21 protein-coding genes and 1 tRNA gene are annotated in these 22,726 nt (G+C 59.3%); 13 read left to right on the top strand and 9 right to left on the bottom strand.

The window, feature by feature from the left end; genetic code table 11:
• The first annotated feature begins 2 nt into the window (after window positions 1-2).
• The 10 genes from A9J21_RS01320 (at window position 3) to A9J21_RS01275 (ending at window position 9,425) form a co-directional block, all read left to right on the top strand.
• Entirely contained in the window at window positions 3-1,406 is a 1,404-nt protein-coding gene (locus A9J21_RS01320; protein WP_066731126.1) for a cytochrome bc complex cytochrome b subunit, read from the top strand.
• A 37-nt stretch (window positions 1,407-1,443) separates the two neighbouring features.
• Complete coding sequence (locus tag A9J21_RS01315) at window positions 1,444-2,187, top strand: cytochrome c1 (RefSeq protein ID WP_066731124.1); 744 nt, start codon at window positions 1,444-1,446, stop codon at window positions 2,185-2,187.
• A 296-nt stretch (window positions 2,188-2,483) separates the two neighbouring features.
• Window positions 2,484-3,095: a glutathione S-transferase N-terminal domain-containing protein gene (locus A9J21_RS01310; protein ID WP_008643086.1), complete on the top strand. Its 612-nt coding sequence runs from the start codon at window positions 2,484-2,486 to the stop codon at window positions 3,093-3,095.
• A 29-nt stretch (window positions 3,096-3,124) separates the two neighbouring features.
• Entirely contained in the window at window positions 3,125-3,625 is a 501-nt protein-coding gene (locus A9J21_RS01305) for a ClpXP protease specificity-enhancing factor (protein ID WP_066731122.1), read from the top strand.
• A gap of 52 nt (window positions 3,626-3,677) precedes the next feature.
• Window positions 3,678-3,753 (top strand) — tRNA-Thr (locus A9J21_RS01300).
• 191 nt (window positions 3,754-3,944) lie between these two features.
• On the top strand, window positions 3,945-5,162 hold the full coding sequence (locus tag A9J21_RS01295) for an integrase arm-type DNA-binding domain-containing protein (RefSeq protein WP_066731120.1): 1,218 nt from the start codon (window positions 3,945-3,947) through the stop codon (window positions 5,160-5,162).
• Between the two features lie 146 nt (window positions 5,163-5,308).
• Window positions 5,309-6,100, top strand: a complete 792-nt coding sequence (locus tag A9J21_RS01290; protein ID WP_156545591.1) for a hypothetical protein — start codon at window positions 5,309-5,311, stop codon at window positions 6,098-6,100.
• A gap of 355 nt (window positions 6,101-6,455) precedes the next feature.
• Window positions 6,456-6,629 carry an AlpA family transcriptional regulator gene (locus A9J21_RS32165; protein ID WP_231906772.1) on the top strand — a complete coding sequence of 58 codons (174 nt, stop codon included), beginning with the start codon at window positions 6,456-6,458 and terminating at the stop codon, window positions 6,627-6,629.
• A complete protein-coding gene (locus A9J21_RS01280) occupies window positions 6,586-7,998 on the top strand; it encodes a DUF3987 domain-containing protein (protein WP_082926167.1) in 1,413 nt (470 codons plus the stop codon). Before A9J21_RS32165 ends, A9J21_RS01280 begins: the two co-directional genes overlap by 44 nt.
• A 275-nt stretch (window positions 7,999-8,273) precedes the next feature.
• Entirely contained in the window at window positions 8,274-9,425 is a 1,152-nt protein-coding gene (locus A9J21_RS01275) for an inovirus-type Gp2 protein (RefSeq protein ID WP_066731112.1), read from the top strand.
• A 262-nt stretch (window positions 9,426-9,687) separates the two neighbouring features.
• Here A9J21_RS01275 and A9J21_RS01270 read toward each other — a convergent pair whose 3' ends face one another.
• The 3 genes from A9J21_RS01270 to A9J21_RS01260 all read right to left on the bottom strand — a co-directional run bounded on the left by A9J21_RS01270 (window position 9,688) and on the right by A9J21_RS01260 (window position 12,520).
• The gene (locus A9J21_RS01270; RefSeq protein ID WP_066731110.1) at window positions 9,688-10,029 is read right to left on the bottom strand and encodes a hypothetical protein; all 342 of its coding nucleotides are present in this window, start codon (window positions 10,027-10,029) and stop codon (window positions 9,688-9,690) included.
• 50 nt (window positions 10,030-10,079) lie between these two features.
• A complete protein-coding gene (locus tag A9J21_RS01265) occupies window positions 10,080-10,448 on the bottom strand; it encodes a hypothetical protein (protein WP_156545589.1) in 369 nt (122 codons plus the stop codon).
• Between the two features lie 212 nt (window positions 10,449-10,660).
• On the bottom strand, window positions 10,661-12,520 hold the full coding sequence (locus A9J21_RS01260) for a hypothetical protein (RefSeq protein ID WP_404851335.1): 1,860 nt from the start codon (window positions 12,518-12,520) through the stop codon (window positions 10,661-10,663).
• A gap of 161 nt (window positions 12,521-12,681) precedes the next feature.
• On the opposite strand from A9J21_RS01260, the gene A9J21_RS01255 reads away from it, so the two are divergent.
• Window positions 12,682-13,029 (top strand): helix-turn-helix domain-containing protein, encoded by a 348-nt coding sequence (locus tag A9J21_RS01255; RefSeq protein WP_066731105.1) that lies wholly within the window; start codon window positions 12,682-12,684, stop codon window positions 13,027-13,029.
• A gap of 22 nt (window positions 13,030-13,051) precedes the next feature.
• On the opposite strand, the gene A9J21_RS32640 is transcribed toward A9J21_RS01255, so the two are convergent.
• The 6 genes from A9J21_RS32640 to A9J21_RS01225 form a co-directional block, all read right to left on the bottom strand.
• The gene (locus A9J21_RS32640) at window positions 13,052-13,225 is read right to left on the bottom strand and encodes a plasmid related protein (protein WP_404851334.1); all 174 of its coding nucleotides are present in this window, start codon (window positions 13,223-13,225) and stop codon (window positions 13,052-13,054) included.
• A 231-nt stretch (window positions 13,226-13,456) separates the two neighbouring features.
• A complete protein-coding gene (locus A9J21_RS01245) occupies window positions 13,457-14,434 on the bottom strand; it encodes a hypothetical protein (RefSeq protein WP_066731104.1) in 978 nt (325 codons plus the stop codon).
• On the bottom strand, window positions 14,431-15,342 hold the full coding sequence (locus A9J21_RS01240; RefSeq protein ID WP_066731101.1) for a phage capsid protein: 912 nt from the start codon (window positions 15,340-15,342) through the stop codon (window positions 14,431-14,433). The genes A9J21_RS01245 and A9J21_RS01240 overlap by 4 nt, the downstream gene beginning before the upstream one ends.
• Window positions 15,336-16,352: a YqaJ viral recombinase family protein gene (locus A9J21_RS01235; RefSeq protein ID WP_066731099.1), complete on the bottom strand. Its 1,017-nt coding sequence runs from the start codon at window positions 16,350-16,352 to the stop codon at window positions 15,336-15,338. The genes A9J21_RS01240 and A9J21_RS01235 overlap by 7 nt, the downstream gene beginning before the upstream one ends.
• A gap of 71 nt (window positions 16,353-16,423) precedes the next feature.
• Window positions 16,424-17,389 (bottom strand): DUF932 domain-containing protein, encoded by a 966-nt coding sequence (locus A9J21_RS01230; RefSeq protein WP_066731097.1) that lies wholly within the window; start codon window positions 17,387-17,389, stop codon window positions 16,424-16,426.
• A gap of 108 nt (window positions 17,390-17,497) precedes the next feature.
• Window positions 17,498-17,908 (bottom strand): hypothetical protein, encoded by a 411-nt coding sequence (locus tag A9J21_RS01225; protein ID WP_066731095.1) that lies wholly within the window; start codon window positions 17,906-17,908, stop codon window positions 17,498-17,500.
• A 461-nt stretch (window positions 17,909-18,369) separates the two neighbouring features.
• Between A9J21_RS01225 and A9J21_RS01220 the strand changes: the two genes are divergently transcribed.
• Window positions 18,370-20,139 (top strand): DUF262 domain-containing protein, encoded by a 1,770-nt coding sequence (locus tag A9J21_RS01220; protein ID WP_066731093.1) that lies wholly within the window; start codon window positions 18,370-18,372, stop codon window positions 20,137-20,139.
• Entirely contained in the window at window positions 20,136-22,526 is a 2,391-nt protein-coding gene (locus tag A9J21_RS01215; RefSeq protein ID WP_066731091.1) for a DUF262 domain-containing protein, read from the top strand. Before A9J21_RS01220 ends, A9J21_RS01215 begins: the two co-directional genes overlap by 4 nt.
• The last annotated feature ends 200 nt before the right edge of the window (window positions 22,527-22,726 follow it).

Raw genomic sequence — 22,726 nt, 5'->3', positions numbered from 1 at the left:
TCATGGCGGCCGAAAAAGAAGTCAAGACTACCGGGCTGCTGGGCTGGATCGACGCCCGTTTCCCTGCGACCCAGCTCTGGGAAGACCACCTCTCCAAGTACTACGCACCGAAGAACTTCAACTTCTGGTACTTCTTCGGATCGCTGGCGCTGCTGGTGCTGGTGATCCAGATCGTCACCGGTATCTTCCTGGTGATGAACTACAAGCCGGACGGCACGCTGAACGCCGCCGGCATTCCCGTGGCGTTCGCCAGCGTGGAATTCATCATGCGCGAGGTACCGTGGGGCTGGCTGGTGCGCTACATGCATTCCACCGGCGCCTCGGCATTCTTTGTCGTGGTGTACCTGCACATGTTCCGCGGGCTGCTGTACGGCTCGTACCGCAAGCCGCGCGAACTGGTCTGGATCTTCGGCTGCCTGATCTTCCTGTGCCTGATGGCCGAAGCGTTCATGGGCTACCTGCTGCCCTGGGGCCAGATGTCGTACTGGGGCGCGCAGGTGATCGTGAACCTGTTCTCGGCAATTCCCGTGATCGGCCAGGACCTGTCGCTGTTCATCCGCGGTGACTATGTGGTGAGCGATGCCACGCTGAACCGCTTCTTCTCGTTCCACGTCATTGCGGTGCCGCTGGTGCTGCTGGGCCTGGTGGTGGCGCACATCATCGCGCTGCACGAAGTGGGTTCGAACAACCCGGACGGCGTGGAAATCAAGGCGAAGAAGGACGCGAACGGCGTGCCGCTGGACGGCATCCCGTTCCACCCGTACTACTCCGTGCACGACCTGCTGGGCGTGGCCGGCTTCCTGATCATCTTCTCGGCCGTGATCTTCTTCTTCCCGGAAGTGGGCGGCTATTTCCTGGAAGCCAACAACTTCTTCCCGGCTGACCCGCTGAAGACGCCGCCGCACATCGCGCCGGTGTGGTACTTCACGCCGTTCTACTCGATGCTGCGGGCTACGACGTCGAACTTCCTGCCGATCCTGTGGCTGTTCTTTGCGTTCGTGCTGGGCATGGTGTTCCTGCGCAGCAAGGATGTGCGTATCAAGATCGGTTCGGTGGTCATCCTGGTCATCCTGGCCGCAGGCTTCAAGTTCATCGACGCCAAGTTCTGGGGCGTGCTGGTGATGGGCGGCTCGGTCATCGTGCTGTTCTTCATGCCGTGGCTGGACTGCTCGCCGGTCAAGTCCATCCGCTATCGTCCCGCTTTCCACAAGTCGATCCTGGTCGTCTTCGTGGTGGTGTTCCTGGTCCTGGGTTATCTGGGCGTGCAACCGCCGTCGCCGGTGGGTGAGAAGGTGTCGCAGCTCGGTACGCTGCTGTACTTTGCCTTCTTCCTGACCATGCCGCTGTGGAGCCGTGCCGGCACGTTCAAGCCGGTGCCGGAGCGCGTCACGTTCCATCCGCACTAAGACGCTGCGCGACCCTACAAGAGGACAAGGACACAAGATGAAAAAGTTGCTTTCGATCTTCGCACTGGTCGGCGCATGCCTTGCCGCGCTGCCCGCGATGGCCTCAGAAGGCGGTTATCCGCTGGAACCGGCTCCGCTGGACACTAGCGACGTCTCGTCGCTGCAGCGTGGCGCCAAGCTGTTCGTCAACTACTGCCTGAACTGCCACGGCGCGTCGATGATGCGCTACAACCGGCTCAAGGACCTGGACCTGACGGACGACCAGATCCGTCAGAACCTGCTGTTCTCGGCCGACAAGGTTGGCGAAACGATGACGATCGCCATGCCGCCGAAGGATGCCAAGGCCTTCTTTGGCGCCATTCCGCCGGACCTGTCGGTTATCGCCCGCGCCCGCGGCAACGACTGGCTCTACACCTACCTGCGTACCTTCTACCGCGACGACGCGCGCGCCACGGGCTGGAACAACCTGGTCTTCCCGAGCGTGGGCATGCCCCACGTGCTGTGGGAACTGCAGGGCCAGCGCGCGCCGAAGTACGTCGAAGCGGAAGAGCACGGTGAAAAGGTGCACAAGCTGGCCGGCTGGGAGCAGATCACGCCGGGCAAGATGAGCACGCAGGAGTACGACCAGGCCGTGGCCGATCTGGTGAACTACCTGAACTGGATGGCCGAGCCGGCTCAGAGCCACCGCAAGCGCCTGGGCGTCTGGGTGCTGCTGTTCCTGGGCGTGTTCACCGTGTTCGCATGGCGCCTGAACGCCGCGTTCTGGAAGGACGTGAAGTAAGGCCGTGGCCGCGCGGGGCCCCGTAGTTGTAACCGAATATGTAACAACGCAGGACTCGCCGCCCGAAGGGCCGGCGCGGAAGTTGCAGCAGTGCAGCACCGCGCCGGCCCTTTTATTTTGCGCTCTCCGGGGAGAAAGTGCCACAAAGGACGCTCATCGGCCCGGCTGGCTATTTGTAACTAATTTGCTTTTCAATGGGCCGTTCTGACAGAATGTTTGCCCTGTCCAGACCTAGCACCGCCAAGTTCGTCAAATTTCCATAGATTTGGCGCACTTCACACCCAAGGAATTCAACCATGATGGTGTTGTATTCGGGTACCACTTGCCCGTTTTCCCAACGTTGCCGCCTTGTCCTGTTCGAAAAGGGCATGGACTTCGAGATTCGCGACGTTGACCTGTTCAACAAGCCGGAAGACATTTCGGTGATGAACCCGTACGGCCAGGTGCCGATCCTCGTCGAACGCGACCTGATCCTGTACGAATCGAACATCATCAACGAATACATCGACGAGCGCTTCCCGCACCCGCAGCTGATGCCGGCCGACCCGGTGCAGCGCGCCCGCGCCCGCCTGTTCCTGTTCAACTTCGAAAAGGAACTGTTCACCCACGTCTACGTGCTGGAGAACGAAAAGGGCAAGGCTGCCGAGAAGAACCACGAGCGTGCCCGCGCCGCCATCCGCGACCGCCTGACGCAACTCGCGCCGATCTTCGTCAAGAACAAGTACATGCTGGGCGAAGAGTTCTCGATGCTGGACGTGGCCATCGCCCCGCTGCTGTGGCGCCTGGACCATTACGGCATCGAACTGTCGAAGAACGCCGCACCGCTGCTGAAGTACGCGGAACGCATCTTCAGCCGCCCGGCCTACATCGAGGCACTGACCCCGTCTGAAAAGGTCATGCGTCGCTAAGACGGACCCGACGCCACCGCACAAGCGTAATGCCAGAAACTTCCACCAAGCCCTACCTGATCCGCGCCATTTACGAATGGTGTACCGATAACGGCTTCACGCCGTATATCGCAGTCTTTGTCGACGGCAACACCAACGTGCCGCGCGAGTTCGTGAAAAACAACGAAATCGTGCTGAACGTGAGCTTCGACGCGACCAGCGGCCTGGACATGGGCAACGAGTGGATTACCTTCAGCGCTCGCTTTGGTGGCGTCTCGCGCAAGATCGACGTGCCCGTGGAAAACGTGCTGGCGATCTACGCACGTGAAAACGGGCAGGGCATGGCATTCCCGGTGGAACGCAGCGTCCCCGAAACCCAGGCCGCCACGGAGCGCGAAAACAACCCGCCCCCGAAGCTGGCACCGGTAGATGCCGACACGCCAGCACCGGTCACGGCGGAAGAGGGCGCAGAGGGCTCGGACGACGACCCGAACCCGCCGCCCGTACCACGCATCGGCGGCAAGAAGCCTTCCCTGAAGGTGGTCAAATAAGCCATCGCCAAGACACACCGCATGCAGTAGAATCGCGGTCTGCACCAAACATGCCGGCTTAGCTCATCAGGTAGAGCAGTTGATTTGTAATCATCAGGTGGCGGGTTCGAGTCCTGCAGCCGGCACCAAACACCTATCCAAGGACATCCTTGGAAGTCTTGAAACCCGTGATAGCATAAGGCTTCACGGGTTTTTTTATTCCAGCGTTGTCCAGCGCTGCCCGTCTGAATCCGGGGGCATGTGGGGGCACCTCTGGGGGAATCTAGTCCTTTGGTAAGTGCCCCCGAGAAAAGTGCCCCCTCGGGTTGTAAGGTGCCCCATGCCATTGACCGACATCGCCGTCCGCAAAGCGACGCCTCGTGAAAAGCCGTACCGCCTTGCTGACGGGGGCGGCATGTATCTGGAGATCGCGCCCTCGGGCGGGAAGTACTGGCGCCTTAAGTACCGCTTCGCCGGCAAGGAAAAGCGGCTCGCGCTGGGCGTCTATCCGGATGTTTCGTTGGCGGCAGCGCGTGAGAAGCGCGATGACGCGCGGAAGAAGCTCGCGGCCGACATTGATCCAGGCGAAGCTAAGAAAGCCGATAAGCGGGCGGTACGTCTGGCGGCGACCAATTCCTTCGAGGCAGTTGCGCTTGGCTGGATGGACGAGCTCAAGCCGTATGTTACGGCTGGATCTATGGCGAAGACCAAGGCTCGCTTCGAGAAGGACGTTTTCCCTTGGATCGGCAAGCGACCGGTAGCGGAAATCGATGCCCCTGAAGTGCTGACTGTCCTTAAACGGATCGACAGCCGTGGTGCTCGTTTCACGGCTCACAAGGTCCGCGGTGAGATCAGTCGCGCATTCCGCTATGGAATCAAGGAGGGCTATTGTAAGTTTGACCCGGCTCGTGATTTGGTCAATGCCATCCCACCGGCGCAGACGACGCACTTCGCTTCGATCACCGAGCCAGCGAAGGTCGGCGCCATGCTTCGGGCATTCGACGGGTTTTCCGGCACTTTCCCTGTTCTGTGTGCGCTAAAGCTTGCGCCCATGTTGTTCACCCGGCCTGGCGAGTTGCGCAAGGCCGAATGGGCTCAGTTCGATCTCGACAAGGGTGAGTGGCGATACCTTGTCACGAAGACCAAGACCGAGCATCTGGTTCCGCTCGCATCGCAAGCCGTTCAGATTCTGCGGGAGCTTCACGCACTCACCGGCAACGGTCGTTACGTCTTTCCGGGAGCGCGCTCGGCTCAGCGCCCGATGAGCGACGCCGCAATCAATGCAGCCCTGCGTCGCTTGGGCTACGACACTCGCACCGAGATTACCGGCCATGGCTTTAGGGCGATGGCGCGCACCATTCTTCATGAAGAGCTGGAGCAGAAGCCCGAGGTGATCGAGCACCAGCTTGCCCATGCCGTGCCCGATACGCTCGGCAAAGCCTACAACCGCACGAAGTTCATCAAGGAGCGGCGGGCGATGATGCAGAAGTGGGCCGATTATTTGGACAAGCTGAAGGCTGGTGCCGACGTAATCAAACTTGGCGGCGAAGCCGCATGATACTGACAGTGGCGGCTGGTTCGGACAGCCGTACCATTATCGGCGAATGAACTGGTTCTTCAGCCCGTATACGGTTTTCCTGTCGATGCGCTCGTTCAGCGATTCGGTTCAAATTGCAGCTTTGCCTTTTTCCTGAGAGTTTATAGGTGTCAGCCCCCGTCAAACTGCCATCCGGCCCTCTGATCCACTATTGGAAATTCTGCCGCCTAATCGCCGAAGCTCTTCAACCGATCAACAAGAATCCGAAGGGCATTGACTGTGTCGAGGCTAAGAGCTACCCTGCCGGCGTTCCGAGTCCATACGCTGGCACAGACGTACCTCACGACCTGGATGAAGCTGATCGGCAGGAGCTTGCCAAGGTATTGCCGAAGCTGCCTCCCCTAAAGTATCCGATGTCGGAAGAAGATATCGCTTCATTCACGGAGGCCTATGCAAAGCTGCCGAACCGCCCCATGTGGGTGCCAGTCCTTGTGACAAAAGAGACGATTCTCGGCCGCAAAATCAAACACGACCAGATCATGGATCGGCATATCGCGGCGATACGAAAGGAGTGCCGGGCTGGGCGGCTCGTTCCGGTCGACGCTAATCACGTTCCTCTTGAGGCCGTGGAGATCGGAGCGCATCTGACTCGCAAGGATGCCATTGCGTATTTGGAGCAGCATGGTCTGGCGTACGACGAGGACGCGAGAAAGAGCCTCGGGAGCGAAATCAAGTCCTCAACTACAGTAGGGAAAGCAAAGCTCAGTCAGAGCGATCGCGAGCTGCTTCCGCAACGCCGCGCAAAACTTGTGGCTGAAGGGGTAAGGAATCCTACAGAGCAACTCGCAACAGAGTTGGGCGTTAGCACGAGCCGGATTCGTGCGCTGATCAGGGAGGCAAAGGCCATGGAGCCGAGCCCTCCGTCCTTGGCTCGAGCGTTCTTCAACAAGCGGGGATGAGCCGAGACACCCTTCTATCTGGGACCGGGCTTTCTGCTCGACTGCCCTAAATGGTTCCGAGCATCTTCCGACTGAACTTCCGATTGGCGCTGGCAGGCGTTGCCAGACAAGGCTGGACGGAAATCGACAAATAAGGCTTGCTCGGAAGCATACTTCCGCCCGGAAGATTTCTCACACACGGCATCCCGCCGGACCCCACGGCCGGGACAGATTCCCGGCCCTAACTTGTGAGAAAGACTCCATGACCACGCAAGCCTATGCCGCCACGCGGCAGCCGAGTTTCCTATGCAATAGGGCCTCGTTTGAGGCGCCCCCGATTGCGCCCACAGTCGACAAGGCACCGCGCATCCTGCGCATGAAGCAACTGATTGAGCGCACGCGGTTGTCGCGTGCGACGCTGTACGTGCTCATGGCAGGGGACCCCACCTTTCCGCGCAAGATCAAGCTGACGGCACGCACCGTCGGCTGGCTCGAATTCGAGGTGGATGCCTGGATCACCGCGCGCGCCAACTCGCGCGTTGCCGCCTAAATCGGAGGAAACGATGTTCTATCCCGAACCGATGTCAGATCGCACACCGACGTACTCGCTTGTGCGACCAAAGGGCCGTGCCCGGATGAGTCCCCTTGTGCCGAGTCGCTCCTCATATCCCATTGGCAGCTTCCCGGGCCTGTCCGGCTCGTTAGTACGTGATCTCACTGCCAGCGGAGCTGTTGCTCCTGAAATCGTGGGAAGCGTAGCGATAGCCGCCATGTCATTGCTTACCCAAGGGCTAGCGGACATCTCATGGCCCAACGGGCAGGCGAGCTCGATTGGCGCTAATGCGATCGTTGTATCGCCTTCGGGCAGCGGAAAGACGGTGGTTTACAACTGGTTCATGCGGCCGATCGAGAAACACCTTGAGCACCTGATCGCAGCCGACCCGGAGGGCTGGCACTGCGGTCTGTTGCAGGAGGACCCGACGCGTCCAGCAATTGTGCAAAGCCTCGACGACTGCCCGGTCGCAGGACTTTTTACTGATGAGGGTGGCGTTACCCAAAAGCTGCTGAAGGATTCGGCGACGTTGGTCAAACTGCTGGATGGAACCCCGCTGCGTAGTGCTCGTGTGTCCACTGGTCGCATCGCGCTTAAGGAGCAACGCTTTTGCATGCTCTTGATGGAGCAGCCCGACAGATTCGACGAAACCAAGCCGCTACTCGGTGGGCGCAAGGGCGGTGTTGGCATGGTCAACCGCTTTTACCTCATGCACTCCACCGGGCGTTGTAGCGCGAGTGCGCTTCATGATGTCCGGCTGTCGGAGGAAGTGGCGCAGGCCTATGAAGAGAGGGTTCATGAATGCGTTGGTGTACTTGTCGAGCACCTCGAGCGAGGAAATCGGCGGCGTCCGACGTTGAGTCTCACCACTGAGGCGTATCAATGTCTTATCGAAATTGATGGAGAGGCCCGGAAGAAATGCACACCCAATTCCCGGTGGTTCCCGTTCTCCGAATACATCGTGCGCCACGCGGAGCGCACGCTGCGCCTAGCCGGCGTGCTCCACGTCTTCGAACATGGGTTGGACGGTGAAATCTCATTGGATACGCTCGAACGCGCAGAAAGCCTTGGGAATTGGTACGTCGAGTCGTTCGCTCAGATATTCTACGAGCCACCGAAGCTCACGCAAGCGGAGGTAAGTGCCGACAAAATCGCGCAAGAAATTATTGGCCCCTGCTTGATGAGGGGGATATTCGGGTGTTCCCCGGCCGATTTGCGTACTGCTGCACTTAACCTGGGCCTGACGTCGTCACACTTCAACCGTGCGTTGGCTGTCCTTTGCGAGCAGCGCCGAGTCAGCGTCATCCGGCATCTCAATAAACCGTGGATCCTGTTCGATCTCGCTTACTCGCCTTTGGATTGGTGATCGGCCCCGCACGGGTGCACTTGCAGTGCATCCGTGCTTCTTGTACGCCAGCCATCTGTCGGAATAACCAAGCATATTGCTAAAGCTACGCCAATGCCCGTGGCTGATTGGGATCGAGATGTCCGCGCGTCCGTAAGGCGTGGCGGTTTTCTGCATGATGTGGTTCTGGTTATTAGTAAGATAGATACTAGATAAGTATCTATTGCTAAAGAATATATCTCCACTCAATGCCTATGGCTGATTGAGTGGATCCTGGATCATCGAAGGATGTAGTGATGAATGCTGAAATCAACTTGCACGTAATTAGATCGCAAGACGTAAATTACATCTTGCCATATTTCATGGATGGGATCGTTGATCTCATGAAATTTATGAACATGGTGGTTTACAAGGATCTGTTGTTTTACTTGGAGTCCACGAGAGAAAACGGTTCTCCTGTGAGAAAGGTTTCCCCATTGGGGGAGCACATCGAGCGTCTGCACACCTACAGTCGTCTCTATTCGAGTGGCTACACGTTTTCGCCCTTGATCGCCTTCTTCTTTGAGCAGTATCGCGAGCATCCGATTAAGGATTGTGCACTGTTGCTCAACAAATTCGATCCGGATGGGTCGGATTCCGATCTGTTTAATGACTTCGTGACGACGATGCGGCGTGAGGCTCTGGTAACGAAGTTGAAGAAGAGAATTTCAGATTGGAATGGTAAGTTCGAGGAAGGAAGCGATCGCCTCGTCAAATTCGAGGCTGAACTATTCCGTGACTATGCGCGCTTGATGGTGATCCGTCTGGATTTCAACTATCACAAGGCCATCTTCACCGATAAGGAGGTAGAGGAGTTGTGCGCAGAGGTTGTGGAGCAGAAGGAGTGCGATTTGGCTGATTATATGGCTGGGTCTGATATCTACGCACCGGGAACCATCGAAGGCCGTATTGCATTGGAGGAGGTGCAGAAGGACCGGAAGCGATTCTTCGCGAACATGAAGGGCAAGCCTTCATTGTTCAAACATCTGGTTGGCTATATTTGGCGTATCGAATACACGCGTGGCGCCGGTTATCACATGCATGTCATGCTGTTTTTTGACGGTGAGTTTGTCGAGAAGCATGAGTATTATGCGCAGGCAATCGGGTGCTACTGGAGGGATGTTATTACTCAAGGTCGGGGGTATTTCGAAAACTGCAACCGAAAAAAGTCGAGCTACGGTGATAACTGGGCGCTCGGGCGGATCGACCATTGGGACGGTGCTAAACGGGAGAAGTTACGCAATGCGATGCAGTACTTCTCCAAAATCAGCCAGATTGTCCAGGTCGTGCCCTATCCGAAATGTCGCCTGTTTCAAACTGTAATTATCCGCAGGCAACGCAAAGGGGCAGGAGGGCGTCCGCGCACGAGGAGCGTTGTGGGCGCCGACCACCAGCGTCCTCTGTGCTGAACATGCATATCCGTTTTTTCTCCCTCTCTTTCTAATCAAGGCATTACGTGCGGCCTTATTCATCGGGTGCGGCCGTGGTTGCCAAAGCTCGCACGTGAGCTAGGCACTCCGGCATGAGGTGCGCGAATGCCAGTATGAGGGCTCCTATCTGTAGGTCTAGGGGCCGCCCTTTATTTTATCGGGCCAGGGACAAAATAAAAAAACAGGCGACATAGAGGGAAGTGAGCATTACGCCCACTCCCCTCGTTTATGCCGCGCGGGCTTACATCGGCTGGATGCCCCGGCTCCGCATGAACTCCTGGATTTCATCGTTGCGTGAGGCCACTGCGTGGTAGAAGCAAACGTTATCGTTGCACTTACGGTCAACCGCTGCCTCCCACTTCTTTTGGTTATCCTGGATAGCCTTCTTTTCGCTATCAGACACCCGCGCAGAATTTAAGACGCGCTTGTTGTTCTCCCTCATACGGGTCATGCCGCCGCTGGCGCCGTATTGATAGCATTGCTGCTGCTCGGCCTGCGAACGCTTCATGTTGCAAATGTCGACATAGGCGTAGGCTTGGGTGCCAACGACTGCGAGGATGAGGGTTGCGATGAACTTTTTCATGATCTTTCTCCTGGAGGGGAGCCGGTTGTCAGGAATGTTAGCCTGCTGCTTCAATTCAATCGCATATCGGGCACGCCGTACTTCGACGTTTCCTTGTAGGTGTAATCCTTGAAACCCTGGATTACGTCGATGTAACACTTGTTTTCCGGATAGCCGAGTTCGTCCTTCCGGCACTGCCTTTCAGCATCCTTCGAGATGGCCTGACGCTTCAATTCCACGTTGCGTTTCACCGTAGCAGGAACCTTCTTGGATTCCTGGACAGCGAAATTGTAATCGTCTGCCTCTTCCTGAGAGGCTCCGATCTGGTTGGACCAGCAGTTCTCCCGTTGAGCCTTGGTGGACATCGTGTCGCAAGTGTTGACGGCAAGGGCGCTGGATGCTGAGAGAGCGAGAACAATAGCGATAATATAGGTACGCACGAAAGTTATCCTGGAAAAAGAGTAGAGTGCCTCGATCCAGACGGCGCTCTGTAAATTTCTGAAATGGTTTCTGTGAGTTGTGGATATCAACGGCCCTGCTTATGGCCATCGGCAGTTTTTTGGTGTATCGCACCCGACGACGGAGGGGTGATTTACAAAGAGGGCCTGAGGGCCCTCGAGCCAGCGCAAGACGACGCGCTGGTAAATCGTGATCACGGATTCTGTCGCTGGCCGATATGAATGGCCGCTTCGCGCATCGATGCAGCCACGACATCTGTCAGATCTGCACGGAACTGCATCACTGTGGTCGGCTGACTGGCCGGCTGCAGATATCCAGTCAGGAGCTTGCCATTGATCAGGCCGACTAGTAGCGCTCCTCCCGAAAGTACGGGATTCTTGACGCGATCATTGATAGGCACGTTAGCTGCGCTCACCGCCTTGGGAAGGTTAATCGTCATTACCTGCGGATTCCGCGGATAGATTGACCAGCTACCCACCACCGGGAAGTTCAGCGGATTGTTGGCGTAGTTGCAGCCCTCCTTGTTGCTCCTGTCGACTTCTGCCACACCGTTGGACTTAATGTTCAACAACACGCAGCCCCCTCCGATATCTGTCTGGGTGCCGATTGCATCCTCTATCGAGGTATAGGTTTGCGCAGGATCGCCCAGCGAGTATTGCGCCGAGCCATTGACCATAGTTGGAACGTTGACTGTTTGGCCATTGATCCAAGGCAGGCCGATGCCTTGATTAACCAGCATCAGTCGATCGTTGCCGTATGCCATCGTGGCAAGATAGGCGGTGGTGCCGCTAGCGAACGTACCGACCATGGCAGACCGTACGGGGTTCCGGTAGTCGATATGCAGGCTGCTGGACAGCGGGCTACCGCCCACATCAATCGTCCGGTACGACACTGTCACTTGGTCATTTGTGTTGGGGTCCGTACCAACCAGCTTCGAACCTACCGACGACAGTGCGTAAGACGGATGCATCTGTGCAGCCGGCAGCCAGTTGGTCCAGGAGCCGTCCGCCTTCATTTCGTAGGCGCCGGCGCCTCCGTTCTGTGAAATCCACGAACCGCTAAACCAGCCGTCATAGCTGCCAACCGGCGAAGCAGGTGACCAGGCCCCGTTGCGCTGTACCTCCTGAACGACGGAAAGGGTGGATCCGGCGAGGGCGAACGCTTCGCGCACGGGCGAGAGCGTGCCATCGGGCGTGATGCCGATAATGGACTGCATCAGATCGCCATCCACCGTGTAAAGGGGGCTGGCCAGGACGGCGGTCGCGTCAGCCTCGGCACTGAGCGAAGAACGGGCGAGCTGGGCGTTGACATCGGCCTGCTGCACTCCGTCGATATTCCCCTTGGCTGCGTAGGCATTCATCGTGGCCTGGACTTGCGCCCATGAAATCGGCCCTTGGCCTCCCAAGGCAGTCAGTCGGCTAACCATGCTGGCTGCAACTGCTGCTGTGTCCTTGCTGCCTGACGCGATGAAGTCGGCAGCAGGATCGATGGAAGCCGAACCAGTAAGGTTTTGCACAGCCTGCAACGCCTGTTCTGCCGTACGCCCGGCCTTCACCTGCGAGACCACCATTGTCGTGAGGGGCGTGATGTTCTGGGTTTTGCCCGACACAACAGCCGAAAGCGTGAACGTGGAACTGAACGGCACACCAGGATTCGAGAGATCGGTGGTTTCTGGTGTGACGATGACATTGATCTGCTTGCCAATCACGTCACCCGGTGCATTGAGCGTGTAGCCACCACTTCCATCGGTCGTTGTCATCGGCAGTGAGGTATCACAGCCGCCCTGGCCATCGTCGAAGCAGACTTTGGCGTTGACTAGATAGCCGTCAATAGCCTTGCCGGTGATGCCGCCCGCGGGCGGTTGCTGAGGGGGCGAGGGGGGATTGCCATTCGAAGCTGTCGAGCCGTCACCACCACCGCCACACCCACCCAACATCAGGAGGGCAGCACTGAAGATGCCTGCTTTCAGGGCAGTGCTCTTCGAGCTCGAGTTTGGCGCAACGCGGTTCGCACCGTTGCGACGCTCCATTTCTTTGCAAGTATTTGAATCCATTGTGATTTTCTTCGTTCTTAGGAATTGACCAAGGGAAGCCGATGGTCCCCTACCGACAAACCATCGAGAATGTTAACGACTTAAAAGGTTGAAATTCAACTCTTAAAGCACTTCATGTCGAAAAGGCGATGCCCAACCATTCAGGTCGATTTGGAGATGGCATGCACAAAACGGACATGGGCCAGCTGGCTGGCGTGGTGGGGCGAGCGATTGCCAGGCAGCGCATCGCCGCCGAATTGACGCAGGAACAGGTGGCGGAACAGCTGGGGATTGGCAATGAGGCGGTATCCCGCATGGAGCGGGGCGTCGTGATGCCGACGATCGGCCGACTTGCCGAGCTGGCGGACATCTTTCAGTGCGAAATGGCAGATTTCCTGACGGAAGCCAGCAATCGCGCCAGTGACCAGGCCCACCATCTCACCCGCCTGCTATCCAGAGTGAGCAGCGGCGACCGAGGCATGCTGGTGGAGATGGTCGAGAAGCTGGCGACGCGGCTCGCCCGGCGCTGAAACTGCCCGTCATCGCTTTCCTTCAATACTCATCCGGCAACAGAATGGTCGTGACCGACCGGTCCGCCTCGGTGATTACCCAGACTTTCGTGCCGGTGTCCAGGGTGTAGCTGGACAGCAGCCGCTTCCCCGTGATCAGGGACGTTTCGTTCTGCGCGCGGTCCTCGTCGTCCAATTCGCCCCAGTCGCCACGCATGTGGCGGACCAGCAAGGCAATGGGATGAGATTCTGCGTGTCGGAGCGCAGCCAGGGCGAGAGGGTCGCCACGAAGCGGCCAAGCCGGAAGCGCGGCGCATTAGCCGCAGGGGCATGAGGATTCGTCATGGTGTTCTCCAGATGAAACAGATGTGCGCAGACCTCCGGAGCGTCCGGATGCGGGCACGTCGAATAGGAAGGAAGTGAGAGACTGCCGGCCGGGATCTACGGTTTATGCCGCCGGACAGATGGCAGCGACTTGTCGGCGTAACGCAGTCGCGCGGGCCTGGGAGCAACCGAGGTGCCGGCGAATCTCGGCAACGGTCGGTCGCACGAGCCCGGCAGCGATGTCCTGGGCGAGCTGCGCTACGTCGGCGTCCGTATAGCCGGACTTCATGCCAACCAACGATGAGACTGGCGGTGCTTCCGGGCGACGACTATTCGTGACGACCTTCTGGCTCGCCGGTGCGGACGCATGACTCCGATTGATAGGAGCCGGTCGTAAGAGGGGATCGGGAGCCTGCGGACGCGACTGCAGCCCGACCGTCCACAGCAGGCAGGCGACGCCTTCCAGGACTGCCGCAAATGCCAACCCCGACAGTAGATCGATGCGCGCACCAGTCGTGCCAAGCAGTCCGGCCAGTCGCGCCGTGACCGGGTCGGTCGCCATGGCGTCACGTTGAGCCATAGCCCGGTCATTTGTCGCCTGATGACGCCTGATTTCGTCGGCTTCGGCATTCAGCGCGTCAAGCTTGGCGGCAAGCGTCACGCGAAGCGCTTCCAGTGACTCGCAGTCGCGTTGGCAGCCGCGGGCATTCGCTCTCGCCAACTGCCCCGTGACCGTCGCCCGTTCTGCCATCACCGCCGTGAGATTGCGCTCAAGTGGCGGAGTTGGTGCGGCGACTGAAGCCGCCCGCTGCTCTCCCGCACGCAGCTGCGCCAGCAGGAAGAATGTCAGGTGGCCGTAGCAGGCAGTGACCATGCAGGCGAGCCACAAGACGGCCACCATGCCGCGTACGGCCGGCCGAGCATCCCGGATCAGGGCGGGCAGCAGGTGTGCGCACAAGACCAGGACGAGACCGGTCGCCACCCACACCAGCCGCTCCGCCAGTGCCCCGCCACGCTGCCAGCTGGCCAGCACTGAGAGGCAGACCGCTGTGGCCGTCGCGCCGATCGCGAGCGGCACTACCCAGCGGGACGGCCCGATCATGCCACTGCTCCCCGTAGTTGCGCCGCCTTGCGGTCAAGCTTGTCGCGCAACGTGGGCAACCCTGCATCAGCCTTCTCCGGCTCGTCCGGCTCGAGCGCACATTCGGGAGCGTCAGGATAGAACTCATCCCCGATGGCCGTAGCCTCTTCAGGGCTATCCTCGAAGGTTCCATTGGCAAAGCCAAGCCGAGCCTCTGCATCCAAGGCCGTCTGGTCGAAGCCGGACGCCTTGCGACGCCCGTCGAGTTCTCGCGCCTGGGTCAGCGTCTCCTCCAGCGTACTGCTCGACCGAACGCCCAGGTCGACGTAATAGATGGCCGACCGATAACTCTGTGCCGTTGATTTCCCACGCAATTTCAGTTCCAGCGGGAGACAGGCCAGTAGGTTCCCGGATACGGCACTGAAGTAGTGCAGTCGCGCCGCAAGCGCTCGGATGCTGTTGTAGGAGGTGGTCCTGAACAGGAATGAACCCATTTCGTCCTCATCCCCCACAATCACGTTAAGCCGGCCATACGGCTTGCAGCCGCCCGAGCCACCAAACTGGCAGCGCTCCGGCGACGGACAAGGCAGACTGGTGATGCCATCGCGCTCCACGCGCTTGCAGACCTCTCCGTTGCCGACACAAACTGGCCGGCCGGTTTCGCGATCGAACAGCGTGTATTTGGCGCGCAGGTTCAGATCCGGATCGTTGAACAGCATCCGCACCGGAATCGCCCGCAACTTGCCCGGCGTGGCCTTGCGCAGCGATTCGTTGAGCGGATGCAGCATCCAGCCGTCCCGGCTCTGGACCTGAGTCGTCAATGTAAATTGATCGTCCTTCTCGGGAAGCCGCTTGCCGTTCTTTTCGATGACGCGGCCGATGGAAATGCGCCCGATGACGGGGGGTGTGATGGCCAATCCTTTCAGCATGTGGATTCTCCTTGGGGAAACAACAAAAAGCGGCGGGTGCCGAGCTTGGTAAGGGCATAGGGCTCTTGCAACTCCGGGTGGTCGGCCAGCAGTCGCTTGAGATCGACGCCGGTACCGTCCTTGCTGCGCTTGAAGGTGACTTCGCCGGTTTCGAACAACGCGCGGGAGGCGTCTCCCATTGCTTGCTGGATAGCCTGCTTGAGCTTGGCCTCCGCCTCAGCACGCTCGGCCAGACCGGCACGCAGCGCGACCAGATCGGCAAAGGCTGCGCTCAGCGTCCGGTCGTCCGTGAAGTCCACGGTCTGCCCGCAGTCTTTGGAATAGAGGCAGCGCAACGCGGCTTCCGCAGACTCTGAGCCATCCGCTGGCGGCGGGGAGTCGGTCTGGCAGTGATGCCAGAATGCGGCTTCCAGAGTGATTAGTCGCCCGATGAGCGCGTCGTCCCGCTCGATTCGATGGACCTCCAGTTTCTGGCCGCACAGCAGCACCGCGACATCCGCGGCTTGTTTACCGGTGACGGCTAGTTGATGTTGCACTTGAAGAGCTACGTACTCGGGCACTCCGTCGCGCCACAGTCGGGCGCCGAATTCGCCAGCCGTCTTGCACTCGAGAATCTGCACGTCCGGTGCCCCGACGACCTCCCGATCAATGTTGGCGAGCATGAAGGACACAGTCGGATGCCGCAGCACGGCATTGACTTTGCGCACGCGTCGCCCGGTTTGCTGGGTATAGGCCGCCGCTACGATGGGCTCCAAGAGTGCGCCCCAATATACGGGTTCACTCGTGTCGTTAGGATCGGGTTTCGGCAGATCGGCATCCCGGCCGGTCTTCTCCAGCCAAAGTTCCAGTTGGCTCTTGTAGGGATTGAGGCCGACCGCGGCTGCGGCATCCGATCCACCGATGCCAGTTCTGCGTACCGCCAACCAGTCGTCGCGGTTCAGTTCTGTTGTTTTGACCAGCCGCAGCGCGGCTTGGCGCTTATGTGCCGGGTTGGGCAGCAGGGCATTCATGGAACCTCCAGATAGACGAAGCCCGGCAGTCGAGACTGCCGGGTTGTGGAAGATGCATAAGGGGAGCGCATTCAAAGGACAAGCTTCAGAGCGTCGTCCCAAGCCTTCTGCTTAAGTTGTGCGCCTTGGCCGAACCAGGCGGCATCGCGCCGGTGATCGTCGCTGCGGGCGCGACGGTGGTGGTCGACATACTCGGTGATGCTATTAACGAGGCCCCATGCCGTCCCTGCCGCGGACGGCAAGTCGGCGCCCTTGCCGCGCCCGGCATAAAGCTGCCCCACGGCCTTGATCGCCCGCTCGTTGACGACGGCCACCTCGCGGTCGCCGTTGTTCGTGGCGGGGTAGGTGAGCACGCGCCGGAAAAAGGCTTCGGCGGCGGCGTCACTGACTTTGCGCTCTGCGAGCGCCTTGGTGCGGACCATGAACGCCTCCCAGGAGGAGATCGCGATGCCCAGTTGGCGCTTGACGGCCTGCGCGTCGAACTGGCTGCGGTGCGGCACCTTGACGGCGCAGGTGCCATTGCCAAGTGCGATCTGCAGCGTGTTGTTGCAGACCACACGGACGGATGTGAATTGGGCAGTGGTGGCAAGGGTGCCGTCGCATGCGGTGGCAAGCAGCAGGTAGCCCTCCACCTTGTCGCGGCCTTTGAGAAGCCCGGACTGGCCCGTCTTGGCGAGGGCCCACAGTTTCTTACCATCTTTGAGGACGCCAGCGGTTTCCAGCGCGAAGCCGCCGACTTCGGTCAGATCTCGGTAGAACTCGAGCACCTCCGAGGGCTGCACCACCTGGTAGCGGCTGGAGACAACCGACAGTGGCGCTTTGGTGTCTGAACGGTACAGCACCCGCTGGTCGGGAAAGGCATGGATTGCGCCCAGGCCAGCGTTGCCGGAAACGAAGCGCACTTCGGATGATTCGATGGTCCAGTTCATACCGGCTTGGCGTGCCCAGACCTCGAGCGGCTGGTTGGAGGCAAGCTGGTTGCCGAGGCCGTGCCACGGGGTTTCGTTGGCGTAGGCCATCGATTGGACGAGATGCATGAATTGCTCCTTTGGGAAGACAAGTGCATACAGCCCGGCAGGTGCCGGGCGGATGAGAGAGTGGGGGGGCAGTACAGAAACGGCGCTGAGACAGCGCCTACTAAAGCGTTAGGTGCGAGGCAGCGAGAACGGCTCGTCGCCCTCGCTCAGATCGAAGGGATCGATTCCGTACGCCTGCGCGGACGCGTTGTCGGAGGGCGATCGCCGGGGGGCGCGAGACCCGGCCGAGGCGAACGTATGCTTGCAGTCCAGGCAGCGGTAGTTGTCGAGGATCTTGTCGTCGATCAATTCGCCGAGCACTGATCCGGCGGAGCAACCCGCCGCCCCACCGGCCAGTGCGCCCAGGATGGCGCCAGTGATAGCGCCGAGCGTCATGCCGGTGGGGCCGGCAATGGATCCAACCCGGCCACCGGCCCAGCCGCCTGCGCGCGCACCCTTCAGGGATGCACCAAAGCTGCTGGCTGCACCGGCGACAGCGCCGATAATGCCGGTGGCCTTTCGTGCGTAGTCGCGGGTCACTACTCGTGATGAGAGGCATTGTGGGCAACTAGGCGTCATGGCATGTACTTTTTGTTGTCGAAACTCCTCCAGCACGCACCGATCAGAAAGACAATGGCGAATGCGAGCAAGTATTCGAGAGGGGAATTACTGAACGTCATGATCTCTCCATGGATAGTTATAGATCCGGGCTACGCGGTTCGATGCGATGGACATTCACCGCACACCCAGGAGTGATATGTGTTCGAATTATTTTTCAATCTGCGAGCGCGAGCAATACGTACTGAATGTAGGGGACGTGCCGCCAAGCGATTGAGCAAGCCCAAGCGAATCGCCAGCTCGATCGCGAGGCAGCCGAGCTTGCGCGCCCACAAGCCTGAGCGTCTTGATGTCAAAGTTAGAAATCGTAAAACGCTGACACCACTTCTTTCTAGTACAGTGCTCAATTGCGCGGGAGCGGAAAGGAAGAGAAGGGAGAGTCAATGGCAGCGCAACTATCACTAAGGCCCATTAGCGACCTGCTGGGCGAAAGATTTTTTATCCCTTCCTACCAGCGAGGCTACCGCTGGACCAAGCGTCAGGTGACTGAGCTTTTGGACGACATATGGGAGTTTCAGGCCTTGGCGGATGGCGGTGGAAGCGCCTTCTACTGCTTGCAACCCATCGTGGTTAAACGGCGCGCTGAGTTGGGAGACTGGGAGCTGGTGGACGGCCAGCAACGTCTCACCACCATCCACCTCGTCTTGACGTTCCTGCGCGACCTTATGCAGGCCCTGGACCAGGACCCGTTCCGGCTCGCCTATGAGACGCGTAAGGACAGCGAGGCCTTCTTGCAGCGGATCGACTCCGCCCAGGCCGACAAGAATATCGATTACTTCCACATCTGCAACGCTTATGCCGCTATCGAAACCTGGTTCCAGGGCCGGCACGGCAGCCATCGTATGAAGGTCCTACAGGCCTTAGTCAATGACGACAAGGCAGGAAGAAACGTGAGGGTTATCTGGTACGAACTTCCGGAGGCGCAGGCCGCGATCCCAGCGTTCACTCGACTTAATGTGGGCAAGATCCCGCTGACGAACTCGGAATTGGTGCGTGCGCTCTTCCTGCGCTCAGGCAATTTCGCGGCGCCGGCCGTCTCCCAGGAACAACTGCGCATCGCGCAGGAATGGGACACCATTGAAAAGGTGCTTCAGTCGGACCAGTTCTGGTACTTCATGCACAGCGGTGCCGGTATTCCACAGAACCGGATCGAGTACCTATTCGACCTCCATGCCCGAATCGAGGGCTGGCAGACGGAGCCGGGGGACCCTTACAAGACCTTCCACTTTTTCAACCACAGGCTTCAGGAGGAGAAGCGCCTAGCGGAGGACGAGTGGCTGCGGGTGAAGCAGTCGTTCATGTCCCTAGAAGAGTGGTTCAATGACCGTGTCCTCTACCATTTGGTCGGATTCTTGGTCCACGAGGGGGAGGATATTCAGGGGCTCCGGGTGCTGGCGCAGGGCGCAGCGAAGAGGGCCTTCCAGGCTAGGTTGCGCGACCGGATTGCGCGCAAGGTCGGCCTCGCCTGTGACTGGGGCGACCCGAATGCTGTGCGCGAGGTCATCGAAGTGCGCTTGGCTGATTTAGAGTATGGACGTGACTCGCGTCGGATCAGGTCCATTTTACTGTTGTTCAACGTCGCCACTTTGCTGGCTAACCCGCGTTCCAACCTCCGGTTTCCGTTCGATGCATTTAAGAAGGAGGCGTGGGACATCGAGCATGTAAAAGCGGTCGCCTCGGACAGGCCGGACAAGGCCGACGCCCAGCGGCTCTGGCTGAGCAACGTCGCCGACTACTTCGCGCATTGTCCTGAGGACCAGGACCAGGACCTGAGCATACGCATCCGCGCGCTGCTGACCGAGCAGGGTACCTATGGGCAGGCATTCGACGCGCTATATGACGACATCCTGCGACGTGTGGGCGAAGCCAACGACCCGGATGTGGATAACGGGATCGGCAATCTGGCGCTGCTCGACAAAGGTACTAACCGGGCCTATAAGAACGCCATCTTCCCGGTCAAGCGCCGGTGGATTCTGGGGTTGGACGAGGCGGGTACCTTCGTGCCGCTATGCACGCGCAACGTCTTTCTCAAGTGCTACAGCAAGGACATCGCCAACATGTTGTTCTGGTCGCCGCGTGACGCGGACAGCTACCGCGCGGAGATAGCTTCAACTCTTTCGAAATTTTTCACTGTTCATGGGGAGGCTGCATGAGCTCCGGGGAAAGATTGAGCTTCGTGGCCCTATTTGAGCGGCATCCCGATGTGTGCATTCCCATCCTGCAACGGGACTATGTCCAAGGCCGCGCGGGCGAGGCGGAAGTGCGCGCGGCGTTCCTGCAAGCTCTGCGGGATGCGTTAGACAAGTCCGAGGACGATCACACATTGCCTCTGGATCTGGACTTCATCTATGGCAGCCTCGACGGTAGCGGCGCATTCGCGCCGCTGGATGGACAACAGCGGCTGACGACGCTGCTGCTTCTGCACTGGTACCTCGCCGTGAAAGATGGATGCGCCCCTGATTTCATGCGGAGGGCGTCCCCAGCGCGCGGCGCGAGGTTCACCTATGCGGTACGCCCCAGCAGCCGTGAATTCTTCGACGCGCTACTGGAGTGGCAGCCAGAACAACGGCAGGGAGCAAAACTCTCTGTCGATATCACAGACCAGCCGTGGTTCTTCCTGTCCTGGAAGATGGACCCAACCATTCAGTCTGCGCTGACTATGCTGGACGAGATCGACGCGCGCTTTGCCGATGGAAAGGGTTTGTACAGACGGCTGACGAGTCCCGATCGGCCGGCAGTCACATTCCAACTGCTTAACCTGCAGGACTTCGGCCTGTCGGACGATCTCTACATCAAGATGAACGCGCGGGGCAAGCCACTGACCAGCTTTGAGACCTTCAAAGCTCGCCTGGAGCACCATGTCGACTCGGTGGTGCCCGACGATCGTTTCGAGTTGCACGATCGGCCCATGCGTGCCAGCGAGTACATCAGTCACCGGATTGACACTACATGGGCCGATGTATTGTGGCACTATCGCGACCGACAGACCGCACTGTTTGACGACCGATTCATGAATCTGGTGCGCGCTGTAGTGACAGTGACCCGGCGTCCCGGCCAAAAATTGCACGACGCGCTGATGCACGCACTGCGCAATGGCCAGCAGGGATTCTCATTCGTCCGCTATCAAGAGGCCGGGTGTCTGGACGAGGCTTTCACGCGTACTTTCGTAACGCTGCTGGATGCGTGGGCGGGCTACGAGGCTGGAATCCGGCCGATGCTGCCCGAGGGCTGCGCCTTTGACGAACGGGCGTTCATCGAGCGACTGCTTAAGGATGCGACTCGGCTCAGCTACGCGGAGCTGGTGCAGTTCAGCGCCTACTGCGGTTTCCTCACCGGCCACCCCAATGGCGGCGCTTCAGCATTCGGAGATTGGATGCGGGTGGTGGTGAACCTCAGTTTGAACACACCGTACGATCGGCTGGACGATTTCAACCGCAGTGCGCAGTCGGTGCAAGAACTGCTGGCGCACGCGACAGGGATTCTGTCGTACTTGGCCTCTCCTGCTGGGAAAGGGGTGAAGGGATTCTACGGACAGCAAGTGCGAGAAGAGCGCATCAAGGCGTTCCTTATGCTACGCGAGGATGACTGGCGGAACGCCATTGAGTCTGCCGAGCGGCACGGCTACTTCGCCGGGCAAGTCGAATTCTTGCTGGATTTCGCTGGCGTGCTTGACGACTGGAACGAACAAGCCGGCTTCACCTGGAACCCAGAGCAGGAAGCCGACCGCCTTGTTCGTTTCAACAACTACCGGGACAAAGCCTGCTGCGTCTTCGGGGAAGATGGCTTACGTCCACTGCCCCAGCACTTGTGGGAGCGAGCGCTGCTGGTACATGGGGACTACCTGCTGCATTCTGGCCGTAACCACAGCTTTCTGCACAACGCTGAGCGTGACGAGAGCTGGAAGCGATTGCTCCGCGCCGGCCAGGGCGACGGGGCCTCGACCAAGCGCAAGCTGGTGCAGACGGTGCTTGACCGCATCGACCTCGGCCGGGGTGTGGAGGTCTCGCTCGCTACACTCGTGCAGGGTCAGGCGCCGGACGAGCTCTGGCGCGCTCTAATCGTGCAGCACCCCGAGGCAATTGCTTATTGTGGGCGCCGTAACGTGCGCCGCGGAGCGGCGGGCCGCCTGTACCTGCTACGCAAGGCCCGGATGAACGGGGAACACGCCGAACTGCTCACCTACGTGCTCTATCGGCGCCTGTTGGCCGTCTTGAAAACGGGTGATTCCATCCACTATGTCAGCGTCTCATCCGACGAGGATGAGCCTTTCATTTCTGCTTGGTTCGCAGGTCGGCACGGCCGCTTGCCGGTCCAAGTGGAGCGCGACAAGCAAGGGCTGTTGATCGTCGCAGGCGTGCGTGAAACCGACGGAACCTCCATGCTCCCGCATGGATTCGTGGGGGAAATGACCGTACAAGGCTTTGCCCTCGTCGAGGGGCGGCTGGTAGCCAGCGTTCTTCTCTCGACGGCCGAGCAAATGCTGGTCAGCCTCGCTACTCTTGCAAAGGCGTGGGATTTTGAGCCCGTACCAACGGCGTAGAACTACCCCCCTCGGCTAACGTATTGATCTTTATCAGGACTGATTTAGCGGCCTTCTCTCAGCAATTTTGAAGAGAAGGTCGCTTGGTTGCCGTTTTGCAAGTGGCACGGATAGCGCACAGGAAGCACGCAATGTGCCGTAGCTTGCTGTGCAGGCCGCGGTCGCCGCGCTTATTGATACTGGCGCAGGTTGCTGCGGCT

It is taken from the genome of Cupriavidus sp. D384 (assembly GCF_001652915.1).
Taxonomy (GTDB): domain Bacteria; phylum Pseudomonadota; class Gammaproteobacteria; order Burkholderiales; family Burkholderiaceae; genus Cupriavidus.
Note: the sequence above shows the minus strand (reverse complement) of the source record. Positions and strands in the feature narration are given on the sequence as shown.